Below are 22,263 nucleotides of genomic sequence, written 5' to 3' on the forward strand. Positions count from 1 at the left end.
GGGTGGATTGACCGTGAGTTGCCATCTGCTTGCAAACGTGGCGTTCGGTGACGCTAAGGTGAGGCCACGTGCGAATCCCTGACCCTGCGGCGGCCTCGGTGTTCGGCCTGCCCCTGTGGCTGGTCGTCGCGGTCGGCGCGGTCGCCCTGTTCGGCGCGTTCCAGGTGTACTACTGGATCGGCCGCAGGCTCGGCGACGCCCTCTACCGCTCCCGGATGGGCCGCAGGATCGGCCGGGAGCGGATCGAGCGCGTGGAGGGCGTGGTGCGCCGGTGGGGCGCGCTCGCCGTGTACGGCTGCTTCTGGGTGCCGGGGCTCCGGCACACCCTGCCGTGGGTGGCCGGCGCGCTGCGGGTGGACTACCGCTGGTATCTGGTGGCGAGCGCCCTCGGCTGCCTGACATGGGTGCCGGTGACCTCCTTCGGTCTCTACTCGCTCCTTTGGGCCTGGCTGTCGCTCGCGGCCCGGTCCCCGGTGCTGGCCGCCGCGGCCGTGCTGGCGGCGGCCGTGGGGGTCGCCCTGCTCCTGCGGCGCCGGAGGAACCGGCGCGGTGCCCCCGCCCCCGAAGCCGTGCGATCATGTCGGGATGCGTAACGGGGTACTCATCGCGCTGACCGCCGCCGCCCTCGTCACGGCAGGGGCCGCCGCTCCGCACGCGGACGCCCGCCCGGTGTCGGCCACGGTGTCCACGGCACAGGCCGCCGCGCCGTCGGTGACGGCCACTGAGGCCTATCTGGTCGACGTGACGACGGGAACGATCCAGTTCGCCAAGCGGGAGACGCGGCGGGTGCCGGTCGCGAGCCTCACCAAGGTCATGACCGCGTACGTGGTCCGCCGCCGGGCCCGGCTGGACGACGTGGTGACGATCACCAAGGCCGACGTGAAGCACGCCCTGGCCGGCGGGGCCTCGGCGGCGGGGCTGCGGGCAGGCGAGCGGCTCACCGTGCGCGACCTGCTCTACGCGCTCATGCTGCCCTCCGGCGCCGACGCCGCACACGCCCTGGCCGAGCGGTACGGCCCGGGAACGGCGAAGTTCGTGGCGCAGATGAACGACACGGCGAAGCGTCTCGGGCTGCGCGACACCCGTTACGCCAACCCCGACGGGCTGCCTTCCAAGGGCTACTCCACCGCCCGCGACCAGGCGACGCTGGCCGTGGCCGCGCTGCGGGACCCGGTGATCGCGTCCGTCGCCAGGAGCCCCAAGCGCGCGGTGACGAAGTCGCGCCTCCACCGGGCGCACGTGTGGCGCAACACCAACGAACTGCTGAAGGACGGCGCGGTGGGGCTGAAGACCGGCTACACGCGCCAGGCCGGATACTGCCTGTCGTTCGCCGTCACCCGCGACGACCGCACGTACGTCGGGGTGCTGCTGGGCGAGCGCAGCGACAAGGCGCGCTACACCACCGCGCGCAAGCTCCTCGACTGGATCGACGAGGAGGGGCTCGCGCTTCCCTGATTCACCCCGTGACCCGGTTTGGGACCTGGTTCCTGAGCAGGCCGTGGCAGGCGACGGCCGCTGCGGCGACCACGTTGAGCGAGTCGACGCCGAGGTCCATCGCGCGCGGGCTCATCGGGATGCAGACGGGCTGGTCGGCCTCGCGCAGCCAGTGGGACGACAGCCCGTCGCCCTCGGAGCCGAGCATGAGGGCGACCCGGCCGGACAGCGGGACCTCGTCGAGCGGCACGGCCGACTGGTCCGGCGTGAGCGCCAGCAGGCGGAACCCGGCCGCCCTGACCTCCGCCAGCCCGCCGTGCCAGTCGGTCATCCGGGCGTACGGGATGGCGAACACGGCGCCCATCGACACCTTGACGGCCCTGCGGTAGAGAGGGTCGGCGCAGCGCGGCGACAGCACGATCGCGCCGACGCCGAGCGCCGCCGCGCAGCGGAAGATCGCCCCCACGTTGCCGTGGTCGACCAGGTCCTCCAGGACGAGGATCCTCTCCGCGCCGGTCAGGAGGGCGCCGACGGAGGGCAGCTCGGTCCGTTCCATGGCGGCGAGCGCGCCCCGGTGCACAGGGAAGCCGGTGACCCCCTCCATCACCTCGTCGGAGACGAGATAGACGGTGGTCTCCCCAGCGGCGCCCTCGACGACGTCGGCCAGCGCGTCGAGCCGCTTGGCCGTGGTGAGCACCGAGCGCACCGGATGTCCGGCCCCGATCGCGCGCCTGATCACCTTCTCGCCCTCGGCGACGAACAGCCCGCGCTCGCTCTCCACGCTCCTGCGCAGGTCGACGTCGCGCAACCGCATGTAGTCCGCCAGACGGGCGTCGGCGGCGTCCTCGACCGGGATGACCACCGGCCCAGGGTACGCCGTCCGCCGGCCCTGCCCGGACCCATGCCTGACAGAACCATGCCCAGACGGAGAAACGGCCGTATCACCGTGCTTCGCCCTGCCAGTATCTTCCCGTTAGCAATACGGAGAAAGAGGGCACCGTGGGCGGACGGCACCGTACAGACGAGCTCGATGGCGGCTTCGAACCACCGCACGAGCCCCCGTACGAGCCCCCATATGGGCCTGCGTATGGGCCCGCGTATGAGCAGCCGTACGAGCCGTCGCCGCGGCGGCGGGCCGGGCGGGGCTCGGTGCTGGTCCCCCTGGCCGGCGCGGTCGCCCTGGCCGTGCTCCTCGGCGTCGCGGCGTACGTGGTGGTGAACAAGAGCCCCGGCTGCGCCGGTGAGAAGGTGTCGCTGTCCGTCGTGGCCTCACCCGACATCCAGCCGGCCATCAAGAAGATCGCCTCAAGGTTCGGCCAGGCGGGCAAGTCCGTGGACGGCAGGTGCGTCGCGGTGACGGTCAAGGCCGCCCAGTCCGCCGACGTCGCCAACGGGCTGGCCGGCACCGGGCCCACCAGCGGCAAGCTCGACCCCGACCTGTGGATCCCCGACTCCAGCCTCTGGCTGTCCGGCCTGAAGAGCGCACCCAAGCCCGCGGCGAACGCCGCCAGCACCCCCGTCGTGCTGGCCGCGTCCAGGGCCGGCGCGGACAAGCTGCAGTCGGCCTTCAGCCCGAGCTGGACCGGCCTGATGAGCGCCGCGAACGCCGCCAACCCCGACGGCCTGGCGAAGAAGGTGCGCGTGCTCGCGCTCGACCCCACCCAGAACGCCGCGGGTCTCGGCGCGCTGCTGGCCGGGGCCGCCGTGCTCAACCAGGGAGGCGGGAGCGAGGAGACCCTCGTGGGCGTGCTGCGGCGGCTCTCGGAGTCGACCGTGCCGTCGCCGGAGAGCCTGTTCGCCACGCTGACCAAGGCCACGGCCCGCATTCCCGTCGGCGTGACCTCCGAGCAGGCCGTCTGGTCGTACAACACGACGACGACCCCCTCGAACCCGGCGGTCGCGCTCTACCCCGCCGAGGGCACGGTCAGCCTCGACTACCCGATGGTCGTCACGGCCGGGGACACCGCGGCGCGCAGGGCGGCGCAGGCCTTCGCGACCGAGGTCTCCTCGCCCAGCGGGAGGAAGACCGTCCAGGACTACGGGTTCCGCACGCCGGACGGCAAGGGCGGCAGCCTGCTCAAGCCGGACAACGGCGTCAGCGCCAAGAAGCCGGCCACGATCCCGTTGCCGGACGCGGCGGCCGTCGCCCGCCTCTCCCAGGCCTGGCACCAGATCAAGCTCGGCACCAAGCTGCTCGCGCTGATGGACATCTCCGGCACCATGGCGCTGCCCGCCGACAAGAGCGGCATCACCCGGATGCGCGCGATCACCGACATCAGCGTCGAGGGCCTGAAGCTGTTCCCCGACAAGGCCGAGATCGGCATCTGGGCCTTCTCCGACAACCTGCGGGGAGAGGGCGTCGACTGGAAGCCCATCGTGCACATCGGGCCGCTGGCCCAGCAGATCAACGGCGTGACCCGCCGTGACGTGATCACGCAGGCGCTGCGGAACTCGCGGGCCATCCCCACCGGGAACACCGGCCTGAACGACACGCTGTGGGCCGCCTACCAGAAGATGACCAAGGAGTACGAGCCCGACAAGGTCAACACGATCCTGCTGTTCACCGACGGCGTCGGCAACGACGACCCGAACGGCGGCATCTCCAACACCGAGATCCTGCGGAAGCTGAAGGGCGCCTTCGATCCCAAGCGGCCGGTCAGCCTCCTGATCATCTCCTACAACACCCAGAAGGACGAGGACCGGACGCAGATGACCTCCATCGCCAAGGCCACGGGCGGCGCCGCGTTCTTCCCGCAGACGGTGCTGGAGATCCGCAACATCTTCCTCAAGGGCATCGCGCGCCGCCTCTGCGCGCCCGACTGCGGGGACGGCGGGCAGCAGTGATCTCCCGGTGACCTCCTGATTCACAAGAGCCGCAGGAGTCACTGTTTTCGCAGGTCATGCCGGTTGGGCATGGCTTCGGGCACGGCCGCGCGACCCGTAAACGGCGCCCGTCAGGGCGGCGTCCCACTCGTGTGGGGATCGGCGATATCCGGTTCCGTCACACGGGGAGGAACATCCGTTGCCCGAATGGCCCGGCGTCGGGCGAGCCGACGACCATCGACTGCTGGAGGCGCTGCGGCGCGGCGACGCCGAGGCGGCGCCCGCCCTGTACGACGCGTACGCCGACCGGCTGAGCGACTACGCCTACACCCTGCTTCGCGACCTGGAGGCCGCGGCGCGCGCCATGCACGACGCGCTGGTCGCCGGGTCCTGCCACGCGGAGCGGCTGACCGAGCCCGCCCGGCTGCGGGCGTGGCTGTACGCGCTGACCCGGTCCGAGTGCGCCGCGCCCGACACCACGGGAGGCCACACCGGACCGGTGATCGCTCTCGACGAGTCGGCCGATCCCCCGCTCGCGGCGCTCGTGCAGGAGGTGCTGGGAGAACTCGGCGCCGCCGAGCGCGAGGTGCTCACCCTCGCCGTACGGCACGGCCTGACGCCCGCCGAGGCCGGATCGGTCCTCGGGCTCTCCTCCCGGCAGGTGTCGGCGCGGCTCACCCGTGCCCGGGACCACCTGGAGAACGGCGCGGCGGCTCTCGTGCTGGCCCGGGTGGGCCGGGCCCATTGTCCGGGCCTGTCGGCGCTGGTGGACAACGGCGTGGGCGCCGACTGGCGCGACGGGCCGCTGAGCGACACACTGCGCAAGCGGCTGAGCAGGCACGTCGCCGGCTGCGAGATCTGCAGGGAGGGCCGGGGCAGGCACGTGTCGGCCGAGCGGCTGCTGGACATGATCCCCGTCGCGTATCCGCCGCTGTCCGCCCGCCGCCAGGTGATCGACTCGATCCTGCGCGCCGGCCCCCCGGGTGACGCCACCGCTCCCCTCGACGACCGCGGCTTCCCGGCCGCCGTGTCGCCGGGCCGGGCACAGGGGCGCGCCGGGCGCAGGCGCCGCGGTGAGCATGGGGGTGGGCGCGTGCGCAGACGACCCCGTCCGCTCAAAGTCGCCCCGGTGCTGCTCGCCGCCGCCTGCGTCTTCGCCACCGCGGGCGGGCTCGCGCTGGTCTCCGGGGAGTCCCCCGCCGATCGCCTGGAGGCGGTGCGCGTGCCTCCCACCACCTCTCCTGCGGCCTCTCCCGTGCCGGACCCCGCACTGGACCCCACGCTGGATCTGGACGAGGGCGAGCCACCGGCCGACGAGGACCCGCTGGACGAGCAGGCCGACGAGCCCTCCGCCCCTCCGGACGATTCCCCCGGTTCCCCCGATTCCCCCCAGTCGTCCCCCCACCCGGCCGCGACCGCCCCGCCCCACACCCTCCCACCGCCGGGGCGGTCGCGGCCGACATCCACCCGTACGACCCGCGCGCCGAAGCCGTCGCTGACCGCCCTGTGCCCGGGCGACCTCGGCGCGGCCACCGGCGCGACGATCACGCTGGCCGCGCGCGGCTCGGCGATCGAGTGGTCGGCCGGCGCGTCGGGCGGCATCACCGTCTCCCCGCGGCAGGGCAGGCTGCGCGCGGGAGCGAGCGGCCGGATCACGCTCGCCGTCGCCGATCCGGCGGTCCCGGGCAGCGGTGTGGTGACCTTCCAGTCGGCCGCGGGCCGGCCGTCCTGCCGGCTCTCCTGGGACGGGCAGGAAGGCGACGACGGGCCTGGGCCGACCACCCGGCCGGACGACCCCGACGACGGTCACGGCGACGGGGCCACGACCGGCCCGTCTCCCGCCGGCGATCCGGCACCCTCTCCCTCCCCGTGAGGAGATCCGCACCCGGCGGTAACAATCACGCGTCCTGAGGTGTCGATGAAAGTTTGAAAGGGGAAAAACGACGCGACCGAGGATTTGAGGGGGCATTGTGGCCCAAGCATGGCTGCCCGGCGCAAGCCGACTTCCCTCCCCCGGGGACTCCGGATCGATGCTCGGAGGAGCCCCGAGGACCGTCTGGTTCATCTGGCCCGCCGATCCCCACGGGGTCTCGGCCAGATCCGTCGCCCAGCGGCTGCTCCAACTCCGCCGGCCCTCCCACCTGGTGTGGAACCCGGTGACCGGGGAGATCGTCCAGTTGCTCCCGCCCACCCGGGCGGGCGGCGCGCTGGCCGCGGACCGGGGCAGGAACGGACGGGTCTGCGTGCAGATCCACGTCATCGGTTCGGCGAGGGAACCGTTCACCGACACCAAGCTCGACGGCCTGGACGACATCCTGGCCTGGCTCGACTCCTGGGGGGTGCCGCGCCGCTGGCCGGCCGGCCCCCCGCTGCCCTATCCCCATTCCCTGGCGGCGGAGCGCAGCAGGCGCCTGTGGGCACGGGGCGGGCACTTCGGCCACTCCCAGGTGCCCGGCACCCGGGAGGGCGACCCGGGGTCGATCGACATCGGCCGCATCATCGGAGAGGACGCGCCCGGCCTGGAGGACTCCCTCCCCCGGGGCGGGCTCAGGCTTCTCCAGGAGGTATGAGCGCCCCGATCACCGCGCATCCGCGCCGCACACCGGCGAGGGAGGCGGAGCCGTACCCCAGCACGAGGCCGTGCACCCGGGGCGGCCCGTGGTGGTGGCGTTCGGTCGTGTCCAGGAGCACGCCGTTTTCCCCGGCCCGCCGTACGAGGCCGGGGACGACGGCGGCGGGCAGCGCGACCATCACGTGGAGCCCGGCCGTGTCGCCCCGCACGTACGGCCCGAGCGCCTCGACGATGGCGGCCCTGCGGCGGGCGTACTCCAGCCGCATCCTGCGCAGGTGCCGGTCGAGGTCGCCGCGTTCCAGCAGGGTCGTCACGGCCCGCTGGACCGGCCCCGACGTGCGGTCGGCGACCCGTGCCCGGCGCTCGGCGACCCTGGCGAGCAGGCCCGCCGGGGCGACCAGCCAGCCGAGTCCCACGTCGGGGCCGAGCGACTTCGACAGCGTGCCGAGCAGCACCACCCGCGCGGGGTCGAGCCCGTAGAGCGCGGGCAGCGGCGCGACGTCGTAGCGGAACTCGGCGTCGTAGTCGTCCTCCACGACGATCGCGCCGGTCCTGCGGGCCCAGGCGAGCAGCCGCTCCCTGCGGGGGATCGGCAGCCTGCCGCCCAGCGGGAACTGGTGCGCGGGGGTGGTGTAGAGCACCCGCAGGTCGTCGGGGAGCGCCTCGACGATCACGCCCTGCTCGTCCACCGGGCAGGGCACGACCTCGGCCCCCCGCGAGGCGAACACGCGCCGGGCCGCCCCCCAGCCCGGCTCCTCGACCCCGGCCCGGGTCCCCGGGCCCAGCAGCGTGGCGGCGACCAGGTCGAGGCCGTTGCCGGTGCCCCGGGTCACCATGACGTTCCCCGCGTCCACCGGCACCGCCCGCGCCCTGCGCAGGTGCCCGGCCAGCAGTTCGCGCAGCTCCGAGTGGCCGTAGGGGTCGGGGAAGGCGTTCAGCGGCAGGTCGCCGGCGGATCGCCAGGCCCGCCGCCAGGCCGCCGTGTCATAGCCGAACACCCACGGCCGCCCCGGCCGAAGGTCCACCACGTCGCCGATCACCGGGTTGCTGATCACCGGGTCCCAGGGAGCGGCCGGCGCCGGGGAGGCGTGGTCCGGGGACGGGTACTCGTACGGCAGCGCGTCCTCGGCGACGTAGGTGCCAGAGCCGTGCCGCCCCTCCAGCCACCCCTCCGCGTACAGCTGCTGGTAGGCGTCGGTCACGACGGTCCTGCTCACCCCCAGGAGGACCGCGAGCCTCCGGGTGGACGGCAACCGCTCCCCCGCCTTGAGCCCGCCCGTGCGCATGGCCTCCCGCAGTTGGGCGGCGACCTGGACGGCGAGCGGCACAGGACCGGCGCGGTCCACCGTCACCGGCACGTCGATGGTCAGGCGCACAGTGTTCTCCGCAAAAACAGTGTTCTCCGCAAAAGTGGTCTCCCCCCGGCGGCCAGAAGTGGACATGTTCCACCAGTCCACCCTGGACATAACGTAACGGACATGCTCTCCGCGACCACCCGCACCACCCTGAACCGCGCGAAGGACCGCGCCCGCACCGACCGCGCCGACCTGTACGCCATCCTGGACGCCGGTCTCGTCTGTCACCTCGGCGTACTGGCCGGCGGCTCCCCCATGGTGATCCCCACCGGCTACGGGCGGATCGGCGACACCCTCTACCTGCACGGCTCCACCGGGGCCACCTCGCTCCGGGCCGGCTCCGGCGGCCAGGTCTGCGTCACCGTGACCCACCTCGACGGCGTCGTGCTGGCCCGCTCCGCGTTCCACCACTCGGTGAACTACCGCTGCGCCATGGTCTACGGCACGGCCCGGCTCGTGGACGACCCCGAGGAGCGGCTCGCGGGGCTGCGGGCGATCACCGAGCAGCTCGCGCCCGGCCAGTGGGACGTCGTCCGCCCGCCCGACCGCAAGGAGATGGCCGCCACGGCCGTGCTCGCGCTGTCGCTGGAGGAGGCGTCGGTGAAGGTGCGGCAGGGACCGCCGAAGGACGACGAGGAAGACTACGACCTGCCCGTCTGGGCGGGCGTGCTGCCGCTCGCCGTCTCCTGGGGCGTCCCCGAGCCCGACCCGCGCCTCACCCCCGGCATCCCGGTCCCCGCGCACGTCAGAGACCGCTGTTAAGCGCTTTGCAAGCGGTTTCATCGACACTGCGGCCAACCTGTCAGACCTGGGGAGGCCTCATGAGTTCCGCCGAGCACTGGGACGTGCCCGGTTACACGGTGACCCGCGAACTGGGCGCGGGGGGCGGCGGCCGCGTCGTCCTCGCCGTCCACGAGCGGTCCGGCGCCCCGGTGGCGATCAAGTACCTCTCGGAGGAGCTGCGCCGGGAAGTGGGCTTCGTCGCCCGGTTCCGGCGGGAGGCCCGTCTGCTCGTGGAGCTCGACAACTCCCACGTCGTACGGCTCTACGAGTACCTGGAGACCGCGCGGGGCGCCGCCATCGTCATGGAGCTCGTCGACGGCCCCACGCTGCGGGCACTGCTGCGCGAGCAGGGCGCGACCGGCCCCGAGGCCGCGCTCGCCGTGCTGAAGGGCTCGCTGCTCGGCCTGGCCGCGGCGCACGCGACCGGCCTCGTGCACCGTGACTACAAGCCCGAGAACGTGCTGGTCACGGCCGACGGGACGAGCAAGCTCGCCGACTTCGGCATCGCCGTACGGGCCGGGGAGGGGGGCGAAGCGGCCGGCACGCCGCCGTACATGGCGCCGGAGCAGTGGGCGGGCGTGCCCGCCTCGCCCGCCTCCGACGTGTACGCCGCGACCGCGGTCTTCTTCGAGTGCCTGACCGGACACCGGCCGTACCGGGCGACCGAGCACGCCGTGCTGCGCCACCTGCACCAGACGGCGCCGGTGCCGGTCGAGGAGGTCCCCGAGCCGTTGCGGCGTCTCGTCGAGCGGGGGATGGCGAAGGACCCGGTGTCGCGGCCCTCCGGCGCCGCCGGATTCGTCGCCGAACTGGAGGAGGCCGCGACCGCCGCGTACGGCCCGGCCTGGGAGGAGCGGGGCCGTCGCAGGCTCGCCGCCCTCGCCGCGGCCCTCGCGGCGACGTTCCCGCTGAACCGGGTGCGTCCCCTGGAGGCCGGCACCTCGCTGTTCACGACGGCGCTGCGCTCACTGCGCTCGGTGCGGAGCAAGGGATTCCTGCTCACCGCCGGAGCGGTGCTGCTGGTGCTCACCGGCGGCGGCATCGGCGCGTACGCCCTGGGCTCGGCCGGGTACGGGACCCCGATCGGGGACCCGGTCGTGGCGGCCACGGGGCCGGGGACGCCGGTCGTTCCCGAGACGGCCCCCGAGGGGACACCCGAGACGACACCGGAGGAGACGCCCGCCGAGAGCCCTTCCGCGGCACCATCACAAACACCGTCACACACACCGTCGCATACGCCGTCACCCGCGTCGCCGTCGGGGCGGCCCTCGGCGACGCCGTCGCACACGCGCACCGCGCGGCCGTCCGCGTCGGCGCCCGGCTCGACCGGGCACCCCACCCCGAGGCCGTCACGCACGCCGTCGCCGACACCCTCCACGGCCGCGTTGAAAGTCGCCGATCTGGGGGTGAGCGGGTTGACGTACAAGGCCGGGGCGGGCAGCGGAACGGTCACCGTCAAGACCAACGGCCCCGGCACGGTGCGGCTCGCCGTGCGCTTCACCGCGGACGGCACGGTGAAGGCCACCCGCACGCTCACGCTCAGCGGCGCGACGACCTACACCCGTACGGTGTCCGCGGACCTCGGCCGCCTCTGCTCGGGCACCTGGGGCATGAGCGTGTCCACCAGCCCGGCCGCGGCGGGCGGCGCCGGCGAGGCCACGGCGAAGGTGCCGGCCTGCCCGACGACCGTCACCGCGATCAAGGTCGGCACGCTGACGGTGTCCTCCACCGGAGCGGCGGCGGCCTCGGTGACGGTGACCACCGACGGCACCGGCCCGGTGACCCTGACCGGCCGGTTCGCCGCGGCTTCGGCGACCGGCGGCACGCGGACGGTAAACCTGTCCGGGGCCACGTCCTACACGCGGACGCTGTCGTACACCTTCTCCAGCCGCCCCTGTGGGACCGTCACGATCACGGCCTCGACCAGCCCGGCCGCCTCCGGCGGCTCGGCGGCGCGGTCGGTCACGGCGAGCTGCCCCGCCTCGGTCAGCCGGGTGAGCGTGCAGAACCTGTCGATTACGGGCACGACCGCGACCGCCACGATCGCCGTCACCGCGGGCAACACCTCCGCCGTACGGCTGAACCTCACCTGGCTGTCCGGCGGGGAGCGGGTGTCCACCCAGACCTACAACCTGTCGGGCAAGACCAGCTACACGGTCACGGCCTCGTACACCTACTCCCGATGGCCCTGCGACTCTTATGCGGTGACCGCGTCGACCTCCCCGGCCGCGGCGGGCGGTGCCTCCACGATCACCCGGCAGACGGATTCGTGCATCAAATAACCTCAGGTGATTATTGACAACCAAGTCTGACTAAATCGTGACTTTTCATCGTAATGGCTGGGTCGTCACTAAGCTACGGTCTCGGATTCGGCGGGGGCCCCGGGCGATGAGGAGACCGTTATGTACGGCCATACGGACGCCTGGCGCGTCCCCGGCTACACCGAGATCAGGGAACTCGGCGTAGGGGGCGGCGGGCGGGTGGTGCTCGCCCGGCACGACGCCGACGACATCCCTGTGGCGATCAAGTATCTGTCCGACCAGCTGATGACGGACCTCCACTTCGTCGCCCGGTTCCGGCACGAGGCCCGGCTGCTCGCGGCGATGGATCCCAACCCGCACGCGGCCCGCTTCTACGAGTACGCCGAGACCTCCCGCGGCGCGGCCATCGTGATGGAACTGGTCGACGGCGTCTCGCTGCGCGCGATGCTGCGCTCGGAGGGGCCCACCGGCCCCGAGGCCGCGCTCACCGTGCTGAAGGGCTCGCTGCTCGGCCTGGCCGCGGCGCACGAGATCGGGGTCGTTCACCGGGACTACAAGCCGGAGAACGTCATGGTCGAGGCCGACGGCAACAGCAAGCTCGTCGACTTCGGCATCGCCGTCCAGGCCGGGGAGGGCGTGAGCGCCTCCGGCACCCCGCCGTACATGGCGCCGGAGCAGTGGTCGGGCGGCAGGGCGGGCCCGGCCGGCGACGTCTACGCGGCCACCGTCGTGTTCTTCGAGTGTCTCACCGGCAGCCGGCCGTTCCGCGCCCAGAACATCGCCGCGCTGGCCCGCCAGCACCAGGCCACCCCTCCGCCGGTCGACGAGGTGCCGCCGCCGCTGCGCGGGCTCGTGGAGCGCGGCATGGCCAAGCGGCCCCAGGACCGGTACGGCTCCGCCGAGGAGTTCCTGCGGGAGCTGGAGACGGTCGCCGCCGGCGCGTACGGCCCGGCCTGGGAGGAGAGGGGACGGCGGCGGCTCGCGGCGCTCGCCGGGCTGCTGGTGCCGTTCTTCCCTCTCAAGAAGGACGTTCCCGAGGCGGGCACGGCCCTGGCCGAGACCCGGCTGGGCGGCCTGCTGGGCCAGGCCCGGATGAAGATCGGCCTGACTCTGGCCGGCATGGTCGTGATCGCGGCCGGAACCGTGGCGCTGGTGCAGACGGTCAGCGGGACCACCCTGCAGGCGGGCACGTCGATCGAGACGCCGAGCCCCCTCGCACTCGATCCGTCGTCGGCCGGCGACGCCCCGACAGAGGAGCCGGAGGACTCGGAGCCTTCTCCCGAGCCCTCCCCGGTTTCCACCAGCCCGAAGCCGGCCGCCTCGCCGACGCCGGTCGTGCGGCCCACCGCGAAACCGACCCTCAGGCCGACGCGCAGGCCGACCGCGAAACCGACGGTCAAGCCCACCGTGCGGCCCACGGTCAAACCCACTGTGCGGCCCACGACGCGGCCGAAGCCCTCGGCGAAGCCCACCTCGCAGCCCGACCCCACGGTCACCGCGACGATAGACCCGCAGCCCACGACGCGGCCCACCTCCCGGCCGACCGCCACCCGCACCACCGCGCCGCCCACGACGCGGCCCACCCCGACCGTGAGCGAGCCCGGCGGCAGTTCACCGCCGCAGGATGTTCCCCGGTGACGACCGGCCTCGTTCCCGCCACACTTGCCATGGAGCTTAGGCGCGGACGGCACCGGAGGCGGCGCAGATGCGAGAAGGCGTGACGGTCGCGGGGCACCGGCTCACCGGCCGCACCCGGGCCGGCGAGGCGGGCGTCTGGACGGACGCGGTCTCCCCCGGCGGCAGGCCGTCCGGCGTGCTGCGGTTCGATCCCGCGGCGGCGGCCCGGGCGAGGGAACGGCTGGTCGCGACGGTCGCCGACGACCTGCGCCTCCAGCGCGGCGGGGCCGCGGGGCTGCTGCCCGTCGTCGACCTGGTGGCCGCGCGCGACGAGGTGTGGCTGATCACCGGCCGGGCGATGCCGGCCCTCGACGAACTGCTGCGGCGGAACGGCGGGCATCTCGACGCGGGCAGCGTGGCGGCCGTCCTCCTGGAGACGGCGCAGACGCTCGCCTCCGTTCACGCCGCCGGGCTGACGCACGGCGCGTTCGGCGCCGGAACGGTCGTCGTCACCGAGGACGGCGCGGCGCTGCTGGCGGAGCGCGGCCTGGTGGCGGCGCTCCGCGGCGAGCACGTGCCGCCGGAGCGCGACGTCACCGCCTGGGTGACGCTCGCCCGGCAACTCGCCGCCGGACAGATGAACGGGCCCGAGGCGGATCTGCTGCACCGGGCGATCACCGCCGCCACCGTCCACGGACTGGCCGCCGCCCGCGACACCCTGCTCGCCGGGCGCGAGGGGCTGCCGCCCGGGTTCATGACGCGGGACCGGCTCGCCCGGGCCTCGCGCGACTTCCTCGGCCCTGTTCCAGGCCCCGTGCCTGTCTCTGGTCCCGGCTCTGCGCCTGTCTCTGCGGCTGCCTCTGTGCCGGTCGTGCCCGCCGCGGGTGAGGCGGTGACCCTGCTCGACTTTCCCTCCGATCTGCCCTCCGACGTGCCCTCCGATCTGCCCCCCGGCGCGGACGACGACGTGATGATGCGGTTCGGGCCGGGCGTGCCGACCGAGACCCCGAGCAGGACCACGGCGGCGCAGATCTGGCGGTCGGGCCGGACCTCCGCCGTCACCCAGGCCCGCCCGCCGGCCGCCCCGCCCCGGCGCCGCCGGCGTACGACGGCCTGGGCGGGCACCGTGCTGCTCGCGATCCTGGTCGCGGCGGTGATCCTTTGGCTGCGTCAACCGCCCGCCGTGGAGGTTGCGGTGAGTGGCGTGGACGTCAAGGTGGCCAAGAAGACGGTGCGCTGCGACGGCACGGCCGACTTCGTCGGGGTGGTCACGACCAACGGCGGGGCCGGGACGATCCGCTACCTCTGGATCCGCAGCGACGTCCGCACACGGCAGGAGAAGGAGCAGCGGGTATCCTCCGGGGACACGTCGGTACATCTCCCCCTGCACTGGAATGTGACCGGCCCCGGATCGTTCAAGGGATCGGCGACGCTCCGTGTCCTGTCTCCCACGACGACCGGAAAACCGATTCAGGACACGGCAAGTTTTACCTACAAATGCTGACTTCATTAGTGTGGCGCGCATGACGACGACCCCTGCCGGCTGGTATCCGGACCCGTACGGCTCCCCCCTCCTGCGATGGTGGGACGGCAACCAGTGGACCGACGCCACCCACTCCCCGGGACAGCCGGGGCAGGAGGCCGCGGCCGCGCCCGACCAGACAGCGCCGGCCCAGCCGGCCCAGCCGGCCCAGACTGTGCCGTCCCAGGCGGCGCCGACGCAGCAGTGGACCCAGCCCTCGGGCGGTCCCGGAGGCTACGGCCCTGGAGGCTACGGCCCCGGCGGCCCGGGTCCTGGGGGCCCTGGAGGTCCTGGAGGTCCTGGAGGTCCTGGAGGTCCTGGAGGTCCTGGGGGCTACGGTCCCGGAGGCCAGGCGCCGTGGGGCCGGCCGGGCTATCCGGGAGGGCAGGGGGCGCCCACAGCCCAGCTTCCCGTGCCCGAGTTCGGCACGCAGCAGCGGAGCACGGCGGTGTGGCCCTGGATCGTCGGGGGCATCGCGGCGGTGGTCGTGCTGGCGCTCCTCGTCGGCGGCGCGTTCGTCCTCCTGCGCGACCGCGCCGGAACGGTGACCGCCCGGCCGGAGCCGGTGACGACGGCCCCGCCGCCGCTGGACCAGACCGTGCCGCCCGAGCCGAGTCCGGAGCAGTCCACCCGGCCGCTGCCCACGCTGCCGGAGCCGACCGGCGGCCGGATCAACGACTCGGTGACCGGGCTGTCCTACGCCTTCCCGGGCGGCAAGTGGGTGGTGCCGAAGTCGCAGGAGATCAACAACCCGTCCAACGACCAGTTCCCCCTGTGGACGAGCGGCTACCAGGCGATGTCCCAGCAGAACTACGACGGCAAGGGCGCGAGCTGGGTGGGCAGCGTCTTCGCCGCCGAGCTGCCCAAGGTCATCCCCTACACCGGCCCCCAGGACTTCGAGCGGCTGTCCCAAGCGATGCTCGTCGCGTACGAACCCGCCTTCTACGGCCTCCCGCACAAGCGCAGGGTCCTGCGCAGCGAGTCCCTGAAGGTGAGCGGCAAGCAGGGCTGGATCATCGAGTTCGAGATGGACTTCTCCCAGGCGGCCACGGCGCAGAAGCTCGACTGGAAGACGGAGCGGGGCGCGTTCGTCCTCGTGGACCGCGGCCAGGGCGTCCAACCGGCGATGCTGTACGTCTCCGTGCCCGACAACCTGGACCAGTCGGTCGTCAAGCGGGTGCTGAACTCGCTCCAAGCCCAGTGACGTCCCTATTACGCTTGAGGCATGACTGACCCGCTGGTTTGGATCGACTGTGAGATGACCGGGCTCGACCTGGGCCGTGACGCGCTGGTCGAGGTGGCCTGCATCGTCACGGACGGCGAGCTGAACCAGCTGGACGAGGGCGTTGACGTCGTCATCAAGCCGCCCGCCGAGACCCTGGAACAGATGTCGGACGTCGTGCGGGAGATGCACACGGCCTCGGGACTGCTGCGGGCCCTCTCGACGGGGGTCACGCTGGCCGAGGCCGAGGCGGTCGTGCTCGACTACATCCGGTCCCACATCCCCGAGGCCAAGCGGGCGCCGCTGTGCGGCAACTCCATCGCGACCGACCGTGCCTTCATCGCCCGGGACATGCCCCTGGTGGACGGCCACCTGCACTACCGGATGATCGACGTCTCGTCGATCAAGGAACTGGCCCGCCGCTGGTATCCCCGGGTCTACTTCGCCTCCCCCGAGAAGCAGGGCGGGCACCGCGCGCTGGCCGACATCACCGAGAGCATCCGGGAGCTGCGCTATTACCGTGCCGCGGTCTTCGTTCCGCAGCCGGGCCCCGACTCGGCCACCGCCCGCGAGGTCGCCGAGGCCGTCTCCGGATCGTAGGCAGACAGGTATCGCGGGCGCGGAGGACTCGAAAATACCGCTACACTTTCTTCGTACGCCGCGAGCGGCGGACATGGTGGGTGTAGCTCAGCTGGCAGAGCGCCAGGTTGTGGTCCTGGATGTCGTGGGTTCAAGTCCCATCACTCACCCCAGTAGCGAACGGCCGGTCCTCACGGACCGGCCGTTCGTTTTTCATCGGCATTTATCCCCCGCGTATATACACTCAAGGTATACAGTGCGGGCATGACCGTTCCCCTCGCGTTGCTCGGCCTGCTGGAGCGGGAGCCGAGCCACGGATACGACCTGAAACGCGACTACGACGCCTTCTTCGGCCGGGGCAGGCCGCTGCCCTTCGGGCAGGTGTACTCCACGCTCGGCCGCCTGGCCAGGGACGGCAAGGTCACCGGGCAGAGCGAACCGGGCGACGGGCCCGACCGCAAGCGCTACGCCATCACCCCCCTGGGCAGGCAGGAGGTCGGCACGTGGCTGGCCGAGCCGGTCGCGGCCGAGCCCTACCTGCAGACGGTGCTGTTCACCAAGGTCGTGCTGGCGCTGATGCTGGGCCGTGACGCGGCCGGCTACCTGGACGCGCAGCGCGCCACGCACATGCGGCGCATGCGGGAACTGACGGAGGTCAGGCGCGGCGGCTCCCTGACCGACGCCCTGCTGGCCGACCACGCCATGTTCCACCTGGAGGCGGACCTGCGGTGGATCGACGTCACCCAGGCCCGGCTGGGGGCCCTGGCCGAGATGGTGCGCGCATCGTGATCATCGAGGCCCGGGGGGTCAGCCGCTCCTACGGCAGCACGCCCGCACTGCGGGAGGCGAACCTGTCGGTGGCCGCGGGCGAGATCGTTGCGATCATGGGTCCCAGCGGTTCCGGGAAGTCGACGCTGCTGCACTGCCTGGCCGGCATCTTCACGCCCGACAGCGGCGAGGTCCGGTTCGACGGACGCCGCCTCGACACCCTGGACGACGGCCGTCGCAGCGAGCTGCGGCGCACCGCCTTCGGCTTCGTCTTCCAGTTCGGCCAGCTCGTGCCGGAGCTGACCGCGGCCGACAACGTCATGCTGCCGCTGCTGCTGGGCCGTACCAGGAGAAAGCACGCCGAGCGGCGGGCGGCCGAATGGCTGGAGCGGCTGGAGCTGGCCGACCTGGGCGGCCGGCGCACCGGGGAGCTGTCCGGCGGGCAGGCGCAGCGCGTCGCGATCGCCAGGGCGCTGGTCACCCGGCCGCGGGTCGTGTTCGCCGACGAACCGACCGGCGCGCTGGACACGCTCACCGGCGAGCACGTGATGGACCTGCTGGTGGGCCTGGCCCGCGAGGAGGGCGCCACCGTGGTCGTGGTGACCCACGACGCCCGGGTGGCCGCCTGCGCCGACCGGGAGGTCGTGGTGCGCGACGGCCGTGTCTCCGACCCGCACACGACCGGGGCCGCCCGATGATCCGGCTGGGCCTGCGGCTGTCGCTGAGCAGCGGCAGGGAGGCGGCGGCCAGGCTGGCGCTGATCGTCGTCGGGGTGGCGGCCGGCGTCGCGGTGCTGCTGGCCACGCTGTCGCTGTTCAACGCCTTCCAGGCCACCGACGGCCGTCCCTGCTGGGAGTGCACGACCGGCTCGGCGCCCAGCGGCTGGGCCCTCGACGCGACGGCCGACGGCGCGCTGTGGAACTACCACGAGGACTTCTACGCGGGCCGGACGATCAAGAGACTCGACGCCGCCGCGCTCGGCACGCGGGCGCCGGTCGTCCCCGGCCTGTCCCGCATGCCGGGCCCGGGGCAGTACTATGCCTCGCCCGCGCTCGCCGCGCTGCTGGACTCGGCGCCGCGTGAGGAGCTGGCCGCCCGCTTCCCCGGCACGCGCGCCGGGCTGATCGGCGACGTGGCGCTGTCCGGGCCCGACGAGCTGGTCATCGTGGTGGGGCAGACGCCGGATCAGGTCGCCGCCATGCCCGGTGCCAGGCAGGTCGACACGGTTTCCGCGGTCTCCACCATGCAGGCGGTCGACGACAGCGCGGACGTCTACCGGTTCGGCTTCGGCGTCGCCGCCGTCGGGCTGATCGTCCCGTTGCTGGTGCTCGTGGGCACCGCCACCCGGCTGGCCGCGGCTCGCCGCGAGACCCGCTTCGCCGCGATCCGCCTGGTCGGAGCCACCGCACGGCAGATCAACGTGCTCGCGACGGTGGACGCCGCGCTGGGCGGGCTGGCGGGCGCGCTGGCCGGCCTCGCGATCTTCCAGCTCGTCCGGCCGGCCGTGGCCGGGGTGCGGATCACCGGTGCCCGGTTCTTCCCCGAACTGGTCGCCCCGCACGCCTGGCAGTACGCGGCCGTGCTCGGCGGCGTGCCGGTCGTGGCGGCCTGCGCCGCCCTGTGGTCGCTGCGCCGGGTGCGGATCTCGCCGCTCGGCGTGGCGCGGAAGACCGCCGCGTCCCCGCCGCGGGCGTGGCGGGTGATCCCGCTGCTGGCGGGGCTGGGGATGTTCACAGGTCCGGTGTACCGGAACGGCAAGCCCGACGATCTACTGGCCGTCGTCGCGCTCGCGCTGGTCATGGCCGGGCTGATGCTGGCCGGTCCCTGGCTGACCATGGCCGCCGCACGGCTGGCCGCCCGGCTGACCCGGGGCGGAGCGACGCTGCTGGCCGCGCGCCGCCTGGCCGCCGATCCGAAGACCGCCTTCAGGTCGGTGAGCGGGCTGGTGCTGGCGGTGTTCATCGGGACGACGATCGCGGCCCTCGTGCCGACGGTGGTCGCCGGTCAGCAGAAGGTGGCCGGGGGCACGCTCAACGACGTTCTGGGCGCCAGGTTCGACCGGCCGGGCGTCTCCGGCCTCTCACCGCGGGCGGGGACGGAGCTCCTCGACCGGCTGCACGCCCGCCCGGGCGTGGACGTGCTGCCGATCTACGCTCTGCCGATCGATGCCGGCCCGCGGCCCGACGGATCGCCGCCCGCGCCGTACGCCGTCGAGTGCGCCGACCTGGCCCGCTTCCCCGCGCTCGGCCGCTGCCCTGTGAACATCGACGGCAGGAACGCCCGGGCGGTGGCGGGCAACTTCGCCCGCATCGTCGGCGCCGACAACCCTCTCACCGTCGACAGACTCCTTCCGCTGGCGGGCCCGGCCAGCCCGACCGCCTCCACCGACGGGCTCGGCCTGGCGGCCGTCATGATCACCACACGCGATCCCGCGACGCTGGAGCGGCTGCGCACCCTGCTGTCCGGCCACACCGTCGAAGCGCCGATGACCTTCGCCGAGGTCGCCGAGGTCAGGGCGGACCTATACGTCCGGGCGGAGAACGTCGCGCTGGCCATGGTCGGGCTCACCCTGGTCGCCGGTGCCTGCGGCCTCGTGGTGGCGGCCGCCGGCGGGCTGGTGGAGCGCAGGCAGCCGTTCACCCTGCTGCGGCTGGCGGGCACGCCCACGCGCACCCTGGCCGCGGTGGTGCTGCTGGAGTCGGCGCTGCCGCTCGTGCTGGCCGCCGCGCTCGCCGCCGGCTCCGGCTTCGGCGTGGCCGAGCCGCTCATCGACGCCCTCGCGATGAGGAGCGCGTCGATCGCGATGCCGGGACCCGTCTACTTCGCCTCCTTGGGCGGTGGCCTGGCCGCCTCCCTCCTGGTGATCCTCACGACGCTGCCGCTGCTGCGGCGCATGACCACGCCCGGCAACGCGCGTTTCGAATAGGAGATCGATGAAGCTCAGACCTATCGTGATCGTGCTGGCCTTACTCGCCCCCGCCGTCGCGGCCGCGCCCGCGACGGCGGCCGGCGGGAGTTACTCGGCCACGATCCGGCGCACCGAGTACGGCATCCCGCACATCACCGCCAAGGACTACGACGGCCTCGGATTCGGGTACGGCTACGCCTTCGCGCAGGACAACCTGTGCACGCTCGCCTCCTGGGTGGTGACGCTGCGCGGCGAACGCTCCCGCTACTTCGGCCCGAAGGCCGAGTCCGACGACCCGGTCCGCCCGGTCTCCAACCTCGCCAGCGACGTCTACCACAAGAGCGTCGCCGGCTCCGGCGTCGTACGGCGGCTGCTGGCCCGGCCCGCGCCGGTCGGCCCGAGCGACGAGCTGCGCCGCCTGGTCGACGGTTACGTCGCCGGATACAACCGCTACCTCGAGGACACCGGCGTGGCGAACCTGCCCGACCCCACCTGCCGGGGCAGGGCGTGGGTCGGCCCGATCACCGCCACCGACATGTGGAACAACCTGCTCGACCTCGACCGCATGACGTCGAGCTCCTCGTTCAAGGACGCCATCACCGGGATCGCGGAGCCCGAGGACGAGGCCGGGGGGCCACCGGAAGACAAGAGAGCACAGCCCAAGCCGGCGGCGGGCAGCAACGCCTGGGCGCTCGGCCGTCAGGCCACACGCGGGGGCGGCGGGATGGTGCTGGCCGACCCGCACTTCCCCTGGCAGGGGATCCGCCGCTTCTACCAGGTCCAGCTCACCATCCCGGGCGTGCTCGACGTCTCCGGAGGCAGCCTGTACGGCACCCCGGTCGTCCAGATCGGCCACAACGCCAAGGTCGCCTGGACCCACACCGTCTCCCACGCCCAGCACTTCACCGTCTACCGGCTGGAACTCGCGGGCGGCCACAGCTACCTGGTGGACGGCCGGGCGGAGCCGATGGGCGAGCAGGAGGTGGAGGTCACCCTGCCGGACGGCACCGTCTCCGGCCACACGCTCCTCACCTCCCGCTACGGCCCGGTGCTCGCCGTCGGCCAGACGGACGAGGCCGCGTACGCGCTGGCCGACGCGAACGCCGCCAACCTGCGGGCGGCGGACGAGTGGCTGGCGATGGCCAGGGCGGACAGCCTCGACGAGCTGCGCGCGGCCCAGCGGACCTACCAGGGGATGCCGTTCGTCCACACCCTCGCCACCGACGTGAGCGGGACCGCCTACTTCGCCGACACCTCGCTCGTCCCCCACGTCAGCGACGCCCAGGCGAAGCGCTGCGCAGCGTCCTCTCCCGGGCCCTCGCCCGTTCCGGGGCTGGACGCGTACGTCCTGGACGGCTCGACGTCCGCGTGCCTGTGGGGCAGGGACGGCGACGCCGTCGTGCCGGGCGTCTTCGGGCCGGGCAACCAGCCGAGGCTGGCCCGCGCCGACTATGTGGCCAACTCCAACAACACCTACTGGATGACGAACCCGGCGAAGCCGCTCACCGGCTACCCCAAGGCGTACGGCGAGACGGGCACCGACCTGGAGCCGCGCCCCCGGGTCGGCCTCGACATGATCGCCCAGCGGCTGTCCGGCGCCGACGGGCTCGGCGCGCCCGGCTTCACCCTGGAGACGCTACAGGCCACGGTGCGCGGCAAGCGCAACCTGACCTTCGAGCTCATGCGCGACGACCTGCTGAGACTGTGCCGCACCCACCGCTCTTCCTCTGGCTCTGGGGCGGACGTGCGCGACGCCTGCCGGACGCTGGGGAAGTGGGACGGGCGGGCCACCCTCGACGGTGCGGGCGCCGTCCTGTGGCGCGAGTTCTTCACGCGGCTCGGCCGTCCCGCCAAGCCGGGAGATCCGGTCTTCAGCCCGTGGCGAGTGCCGTTCGACCCCGCGCGCCCGCTGACCACCCCGAGGGGGCTGAAGATCGACGACCCGGGCGTACGGCAGGCCCTCGCCGACGCCGCGCTCTTCTTCCGGTCCAACCGGATCCCGCTGACGCTCACCCCCGGGCAGGCGCAGAGCTACTCCTCGATCCCGATTCCCGGCTGCACGGAAGGGGAGGGCTGCTTCGACCGGGTGCGCACGGGCGGGCCGCTGGGCACGGACGGACGCTATCCGGAGGTGAACACCGGCTCCAGCTTCATGATGGCCGTCGAGCTCACCGAGGACGGCCCCCGCACGCGGACCGTCCTCACCTACTCCCTGTCCGCCAACCCCGCGTCGCCGCATCACACCGACCAGACGGCGCTGTTCTCGCGCGGCGGGTGGGTGACCGAGCGCTTCACCCCGGCCGAGATCGCCGCGGATCCGCATCTCGGAACCGTCACGGTTCACGGGAGGAGTTGACCCGGGCAAGTCAGTGCATTTTTCCCAAAAGGTGAACGTAGCGGGTTATGCTGCCTGACAACC

General features: G+C 73.2%; 17 protein-coding genes and 1 tRNA gene. 16 read left to right on the forward strand and 2 right to left on the reverse strand.

Features of this window, described 5'->3' with window-relative positions; translation table 11 throughout:
- Positions 1 to 68: 68 nt before the first annotated feature.
- Together F5972_RS21000 and F5972_RS21005 are read left to right on the forward strand one after the other, a co-directional pair.
- The gene (locus F5972_RS21000; RefSeq protein ID WP_150935290.1) at positions 69 to 593 is read left to right on the forward strand and encodes a DedA family protein; all 525 of its coding nucleotides are present in this window, start codon (positions 69 to 71) and stop codon (positions 591 to 593) included.
- Positions 586 to 1,455 (forward strand): D-alanyl-D-alanine carboxypeptidase family protein, encoded by an 870-nt coding sequence (locus F5972_RS21005; RefSeq protein ID WP_150935291.1) that lies wholly within the window; start codon positions 586 to 588, stop codon positions 1,453 to 1,455. The genes F5972_RS21000 and F5972_RS21005 overlap by 8 nt, the downstream gene beginning before the upstream one ends.
- A 1-nt stretch (position 1,456) precedes the next feature.
- Here the strand turns inward: F5972_RS21005 and F5972_RS21010 are convergent, their stop codons facing one another.
- Positions 1,457 to 2,248 carry a TrmH family RNA methyltransferase gene (locus tag F5972_RS21010; protein WP_150935558.1) on the reverse strand — a complete coding sequence of 264 codons (792 nt, stop codon included), beginning with the start codon at positions 2,246 to 2,248 and terminating at the stop codon, positions 1,457 to 1,459.
- A 185-nt stretch (positions 2,249 to 2,433) separates the two neighbouring features.
- On the opposite strand from F5972_RS21010, the gene F5972_RS21015 reads away from it, so the two are divergent.
- The 3 genes from F5972_RS21015 to F5972_RS21025 all read left to right on the forward strand — a co-directional run bounded on the left by F5972_RS21015 (position 2,434) and on the right by F5972_RS21025 (position 6,827).
- Complete coding sequence (locus F5972_RS21015; RefSeq protein ID WP_150935292.1) at positions 2,434 to 4,278, forward strand: substrate-binding domain-containing protein; 1,845 nt, start codon at positions 2,434 to 2,436, stop codon at positions 4,276 to 4,278.
- A gap of 178 nt (positions 4,279 to 4,456) precedes the next feature.
- Complete coding sequence (locus F5972_RS21020) at positions 4,457 to 6,130, forward strand: sigma factor-like helix-turn-helix DNA-binding protein (protein ID WP_150935293.1); 1,674 nt, start codon at positions 4,457 to 4,459, stop codon at positions 6,128 to 6,130.
- A 157-nt stretch (positions 6,131 to 6,287) separates the two neighbouring features.
- Positions 6,288 to 6,827 (forward strand): hypothetical protein, encoded by a 540-nt coding sequence (locus tag F5972_RS21025; RefSeq protein WP_150935294.1) that lies wholly within the window; start codon positions 6,288 to 6,290, stop codon positions 6,825 to 6,827.
- Here the strand turns inward: F5972_RS21025 and pdxR are convergent.
- The gene (pdxR, locus tag F5972_RS21030; protein ID WP_225311697.1) at positions 6,805 to 8,205 is read right to left on the reverse strand and encodes a MocR-like pyridoxine biosynthesis transcription factor PdxR; all 1,401 of its coding nucleotides are present in this window, start codon (positions 8,203 to 8,205) and stop codon (positions 6,805 to 6,807) included. The two genes, F5972_RS21025 and pdxR, sit on opposite strands and share 23 nt — an antisense overlap.
- A gap of 102 nt (positions 8,206 to 8,307) precedes the next feature.
- Between pdxR and F5972_RS21035 the strand changes: the two genes are divergently transcribed.
- From F5972_RS21035 to F5972_RS21085, 11 genes are all read left to right on the forward strand, one after another.
- Positions 8,308 to 8,946 (forward strand): pyridoxamine 5'-phosphate oxidase family protein, encoded by a 639-nt coding sequence (locus F5972_RS21035; RefSeq protein ID WP_150935295.1) that lies wholly within the window; start codon positions 8,308 to 8,310, stop codon positions 8,944 to 8,946.
- Between the two features lie 59 nt (positions 8,947 to 9,005).
- Complete coding sequence (locus tag F5972_RS21040; protein WP_150935296.1) at positions 9,006 to 11,249, forward strand: serine/threonine-protein kinase; 2,244 nt, start codon at positions 9,006 to 9,008, stop codon at positions 11,247 to 11,249.
- A 120-nt stretch (positions 11,250 to 11,369) separates the two neighbouring features.
- Entirely contained in the window at positions 11,370 to 12,866 is a 1,497-nt protein-coding gene (locus tag F5972_RS21045; protein ID WP_150935297.1) for a serine/threonine-protein kinase, read from the forward strand.
- 67 nt (positions 12,867 to 12,933) lie between these two features.
- Complete coding sequence (locus F5972_RS21050; RefSeq protein ID WP_150935298.1) at positions 12,934 to 14,349, forward strand: protein kinase family protein; 1,416 nt, start codon at positions 12,934 to 12,936, stop codon at positions 14,347 to 14,349.
- A 19-nt stretch (positions 14,350 to 14,368) separates the two neighbouring features.
- Positions 14,369 to 15,571: a DUF2510 domain-containing protein gene (locus tag F5972_RS39190; protein ID WP_150935299.1), complete on the forward strand. Its 1,203-nt coding sequence runs from the start codon at positions 14,369 to 14,371 to the stop codon at positions 15,569 to 15,571.
- Positions 15,572 to 15,592: 21 nt separating this feature from the next.
- Entirely contained in the window at positions 15,593 to 16,189 is a 597-nt protein-coding gene (gene orn / locus F5972_RS21060) for an oligoribonuclease (protein WP_150935300.1), read from the forward strand.
- Between the two features lie 76 nt (positions 16,190 to 16,265).
- A tRNA-His gene (locus tag F5972_RS21065) sits at positions 16,266 to 16,341 on the forward strand.
- A gap of 91 nt (positions 16,342 to 16,432) precedes the next feature.
- The gene (locus tag F5972_RS21070; RefSeq protein WP_150935301.1) at positions 16,433 to 16,957 is read left to right on the forward strand and encodes a PadR family transcriptional regulator; all 525 of its coding nucleotides are present in this window, start codon (positions 16,433 to 16,435) and stop codon (positions 16,955 to 16,957) included.
- Positions 16,954 to 17,634 (forward strand): ABC transporter ATP-binding protein, encoded by a 681-nt coding sequence (locus F5972_RS21075; RefSeq protein ID WP_225311698.1) that lies wholly within the window; start codon positions 16,954 to 16,956, stop codon positions 17,632 to 17,634. Before F5972_RS21070 ends, F5972_RS21075 begins: the two co-directional genes overlap by 4 nt.
- Positions 17,631 to 19,862 (forward strand): FtsX-like permease family protein, encoded by a 2,232-nt coding sequence (locus F5972_RS21080; protein ID WP_150935302.1) that lies wholly within the window; start codon positions 17,631 to 17,633, stop codon positions 19,860 to 19,862. Before F5972_RS21075 ends, F5972_RS21080 begins: the two co-directional genes overlap by 4 nt.
- A gap of 7 nt (positions 19,863 to 19,869) precedes the next feature.
- Positions 19,870 to 22,200 carry a penicillin acylase family protein gene (locus F5972_RS21085; RefSeq protein ID WP_150935303.1) on the forward strand — a complete coding sequence of 777 codons (2,331 nt, stop codon included), beginning with the start codon at positions 19,870 to 19,872 and terminating at the stop codon, positions 22,198 to 22,200.
- Positions 22,201 to 22,263: the final 63 nt, after the last annotated feature.

Origin of the sequence: Microbispora cellulosiformans (genome assembly GCF_008728085.1) — a bacterium.
Classification (GTDB): Bacteria; Actinomycetota; Actinomycetes; order Streptosporangiales; family Streptosporangiaceae; genus Microbispora; species Microbispora amethystogenes.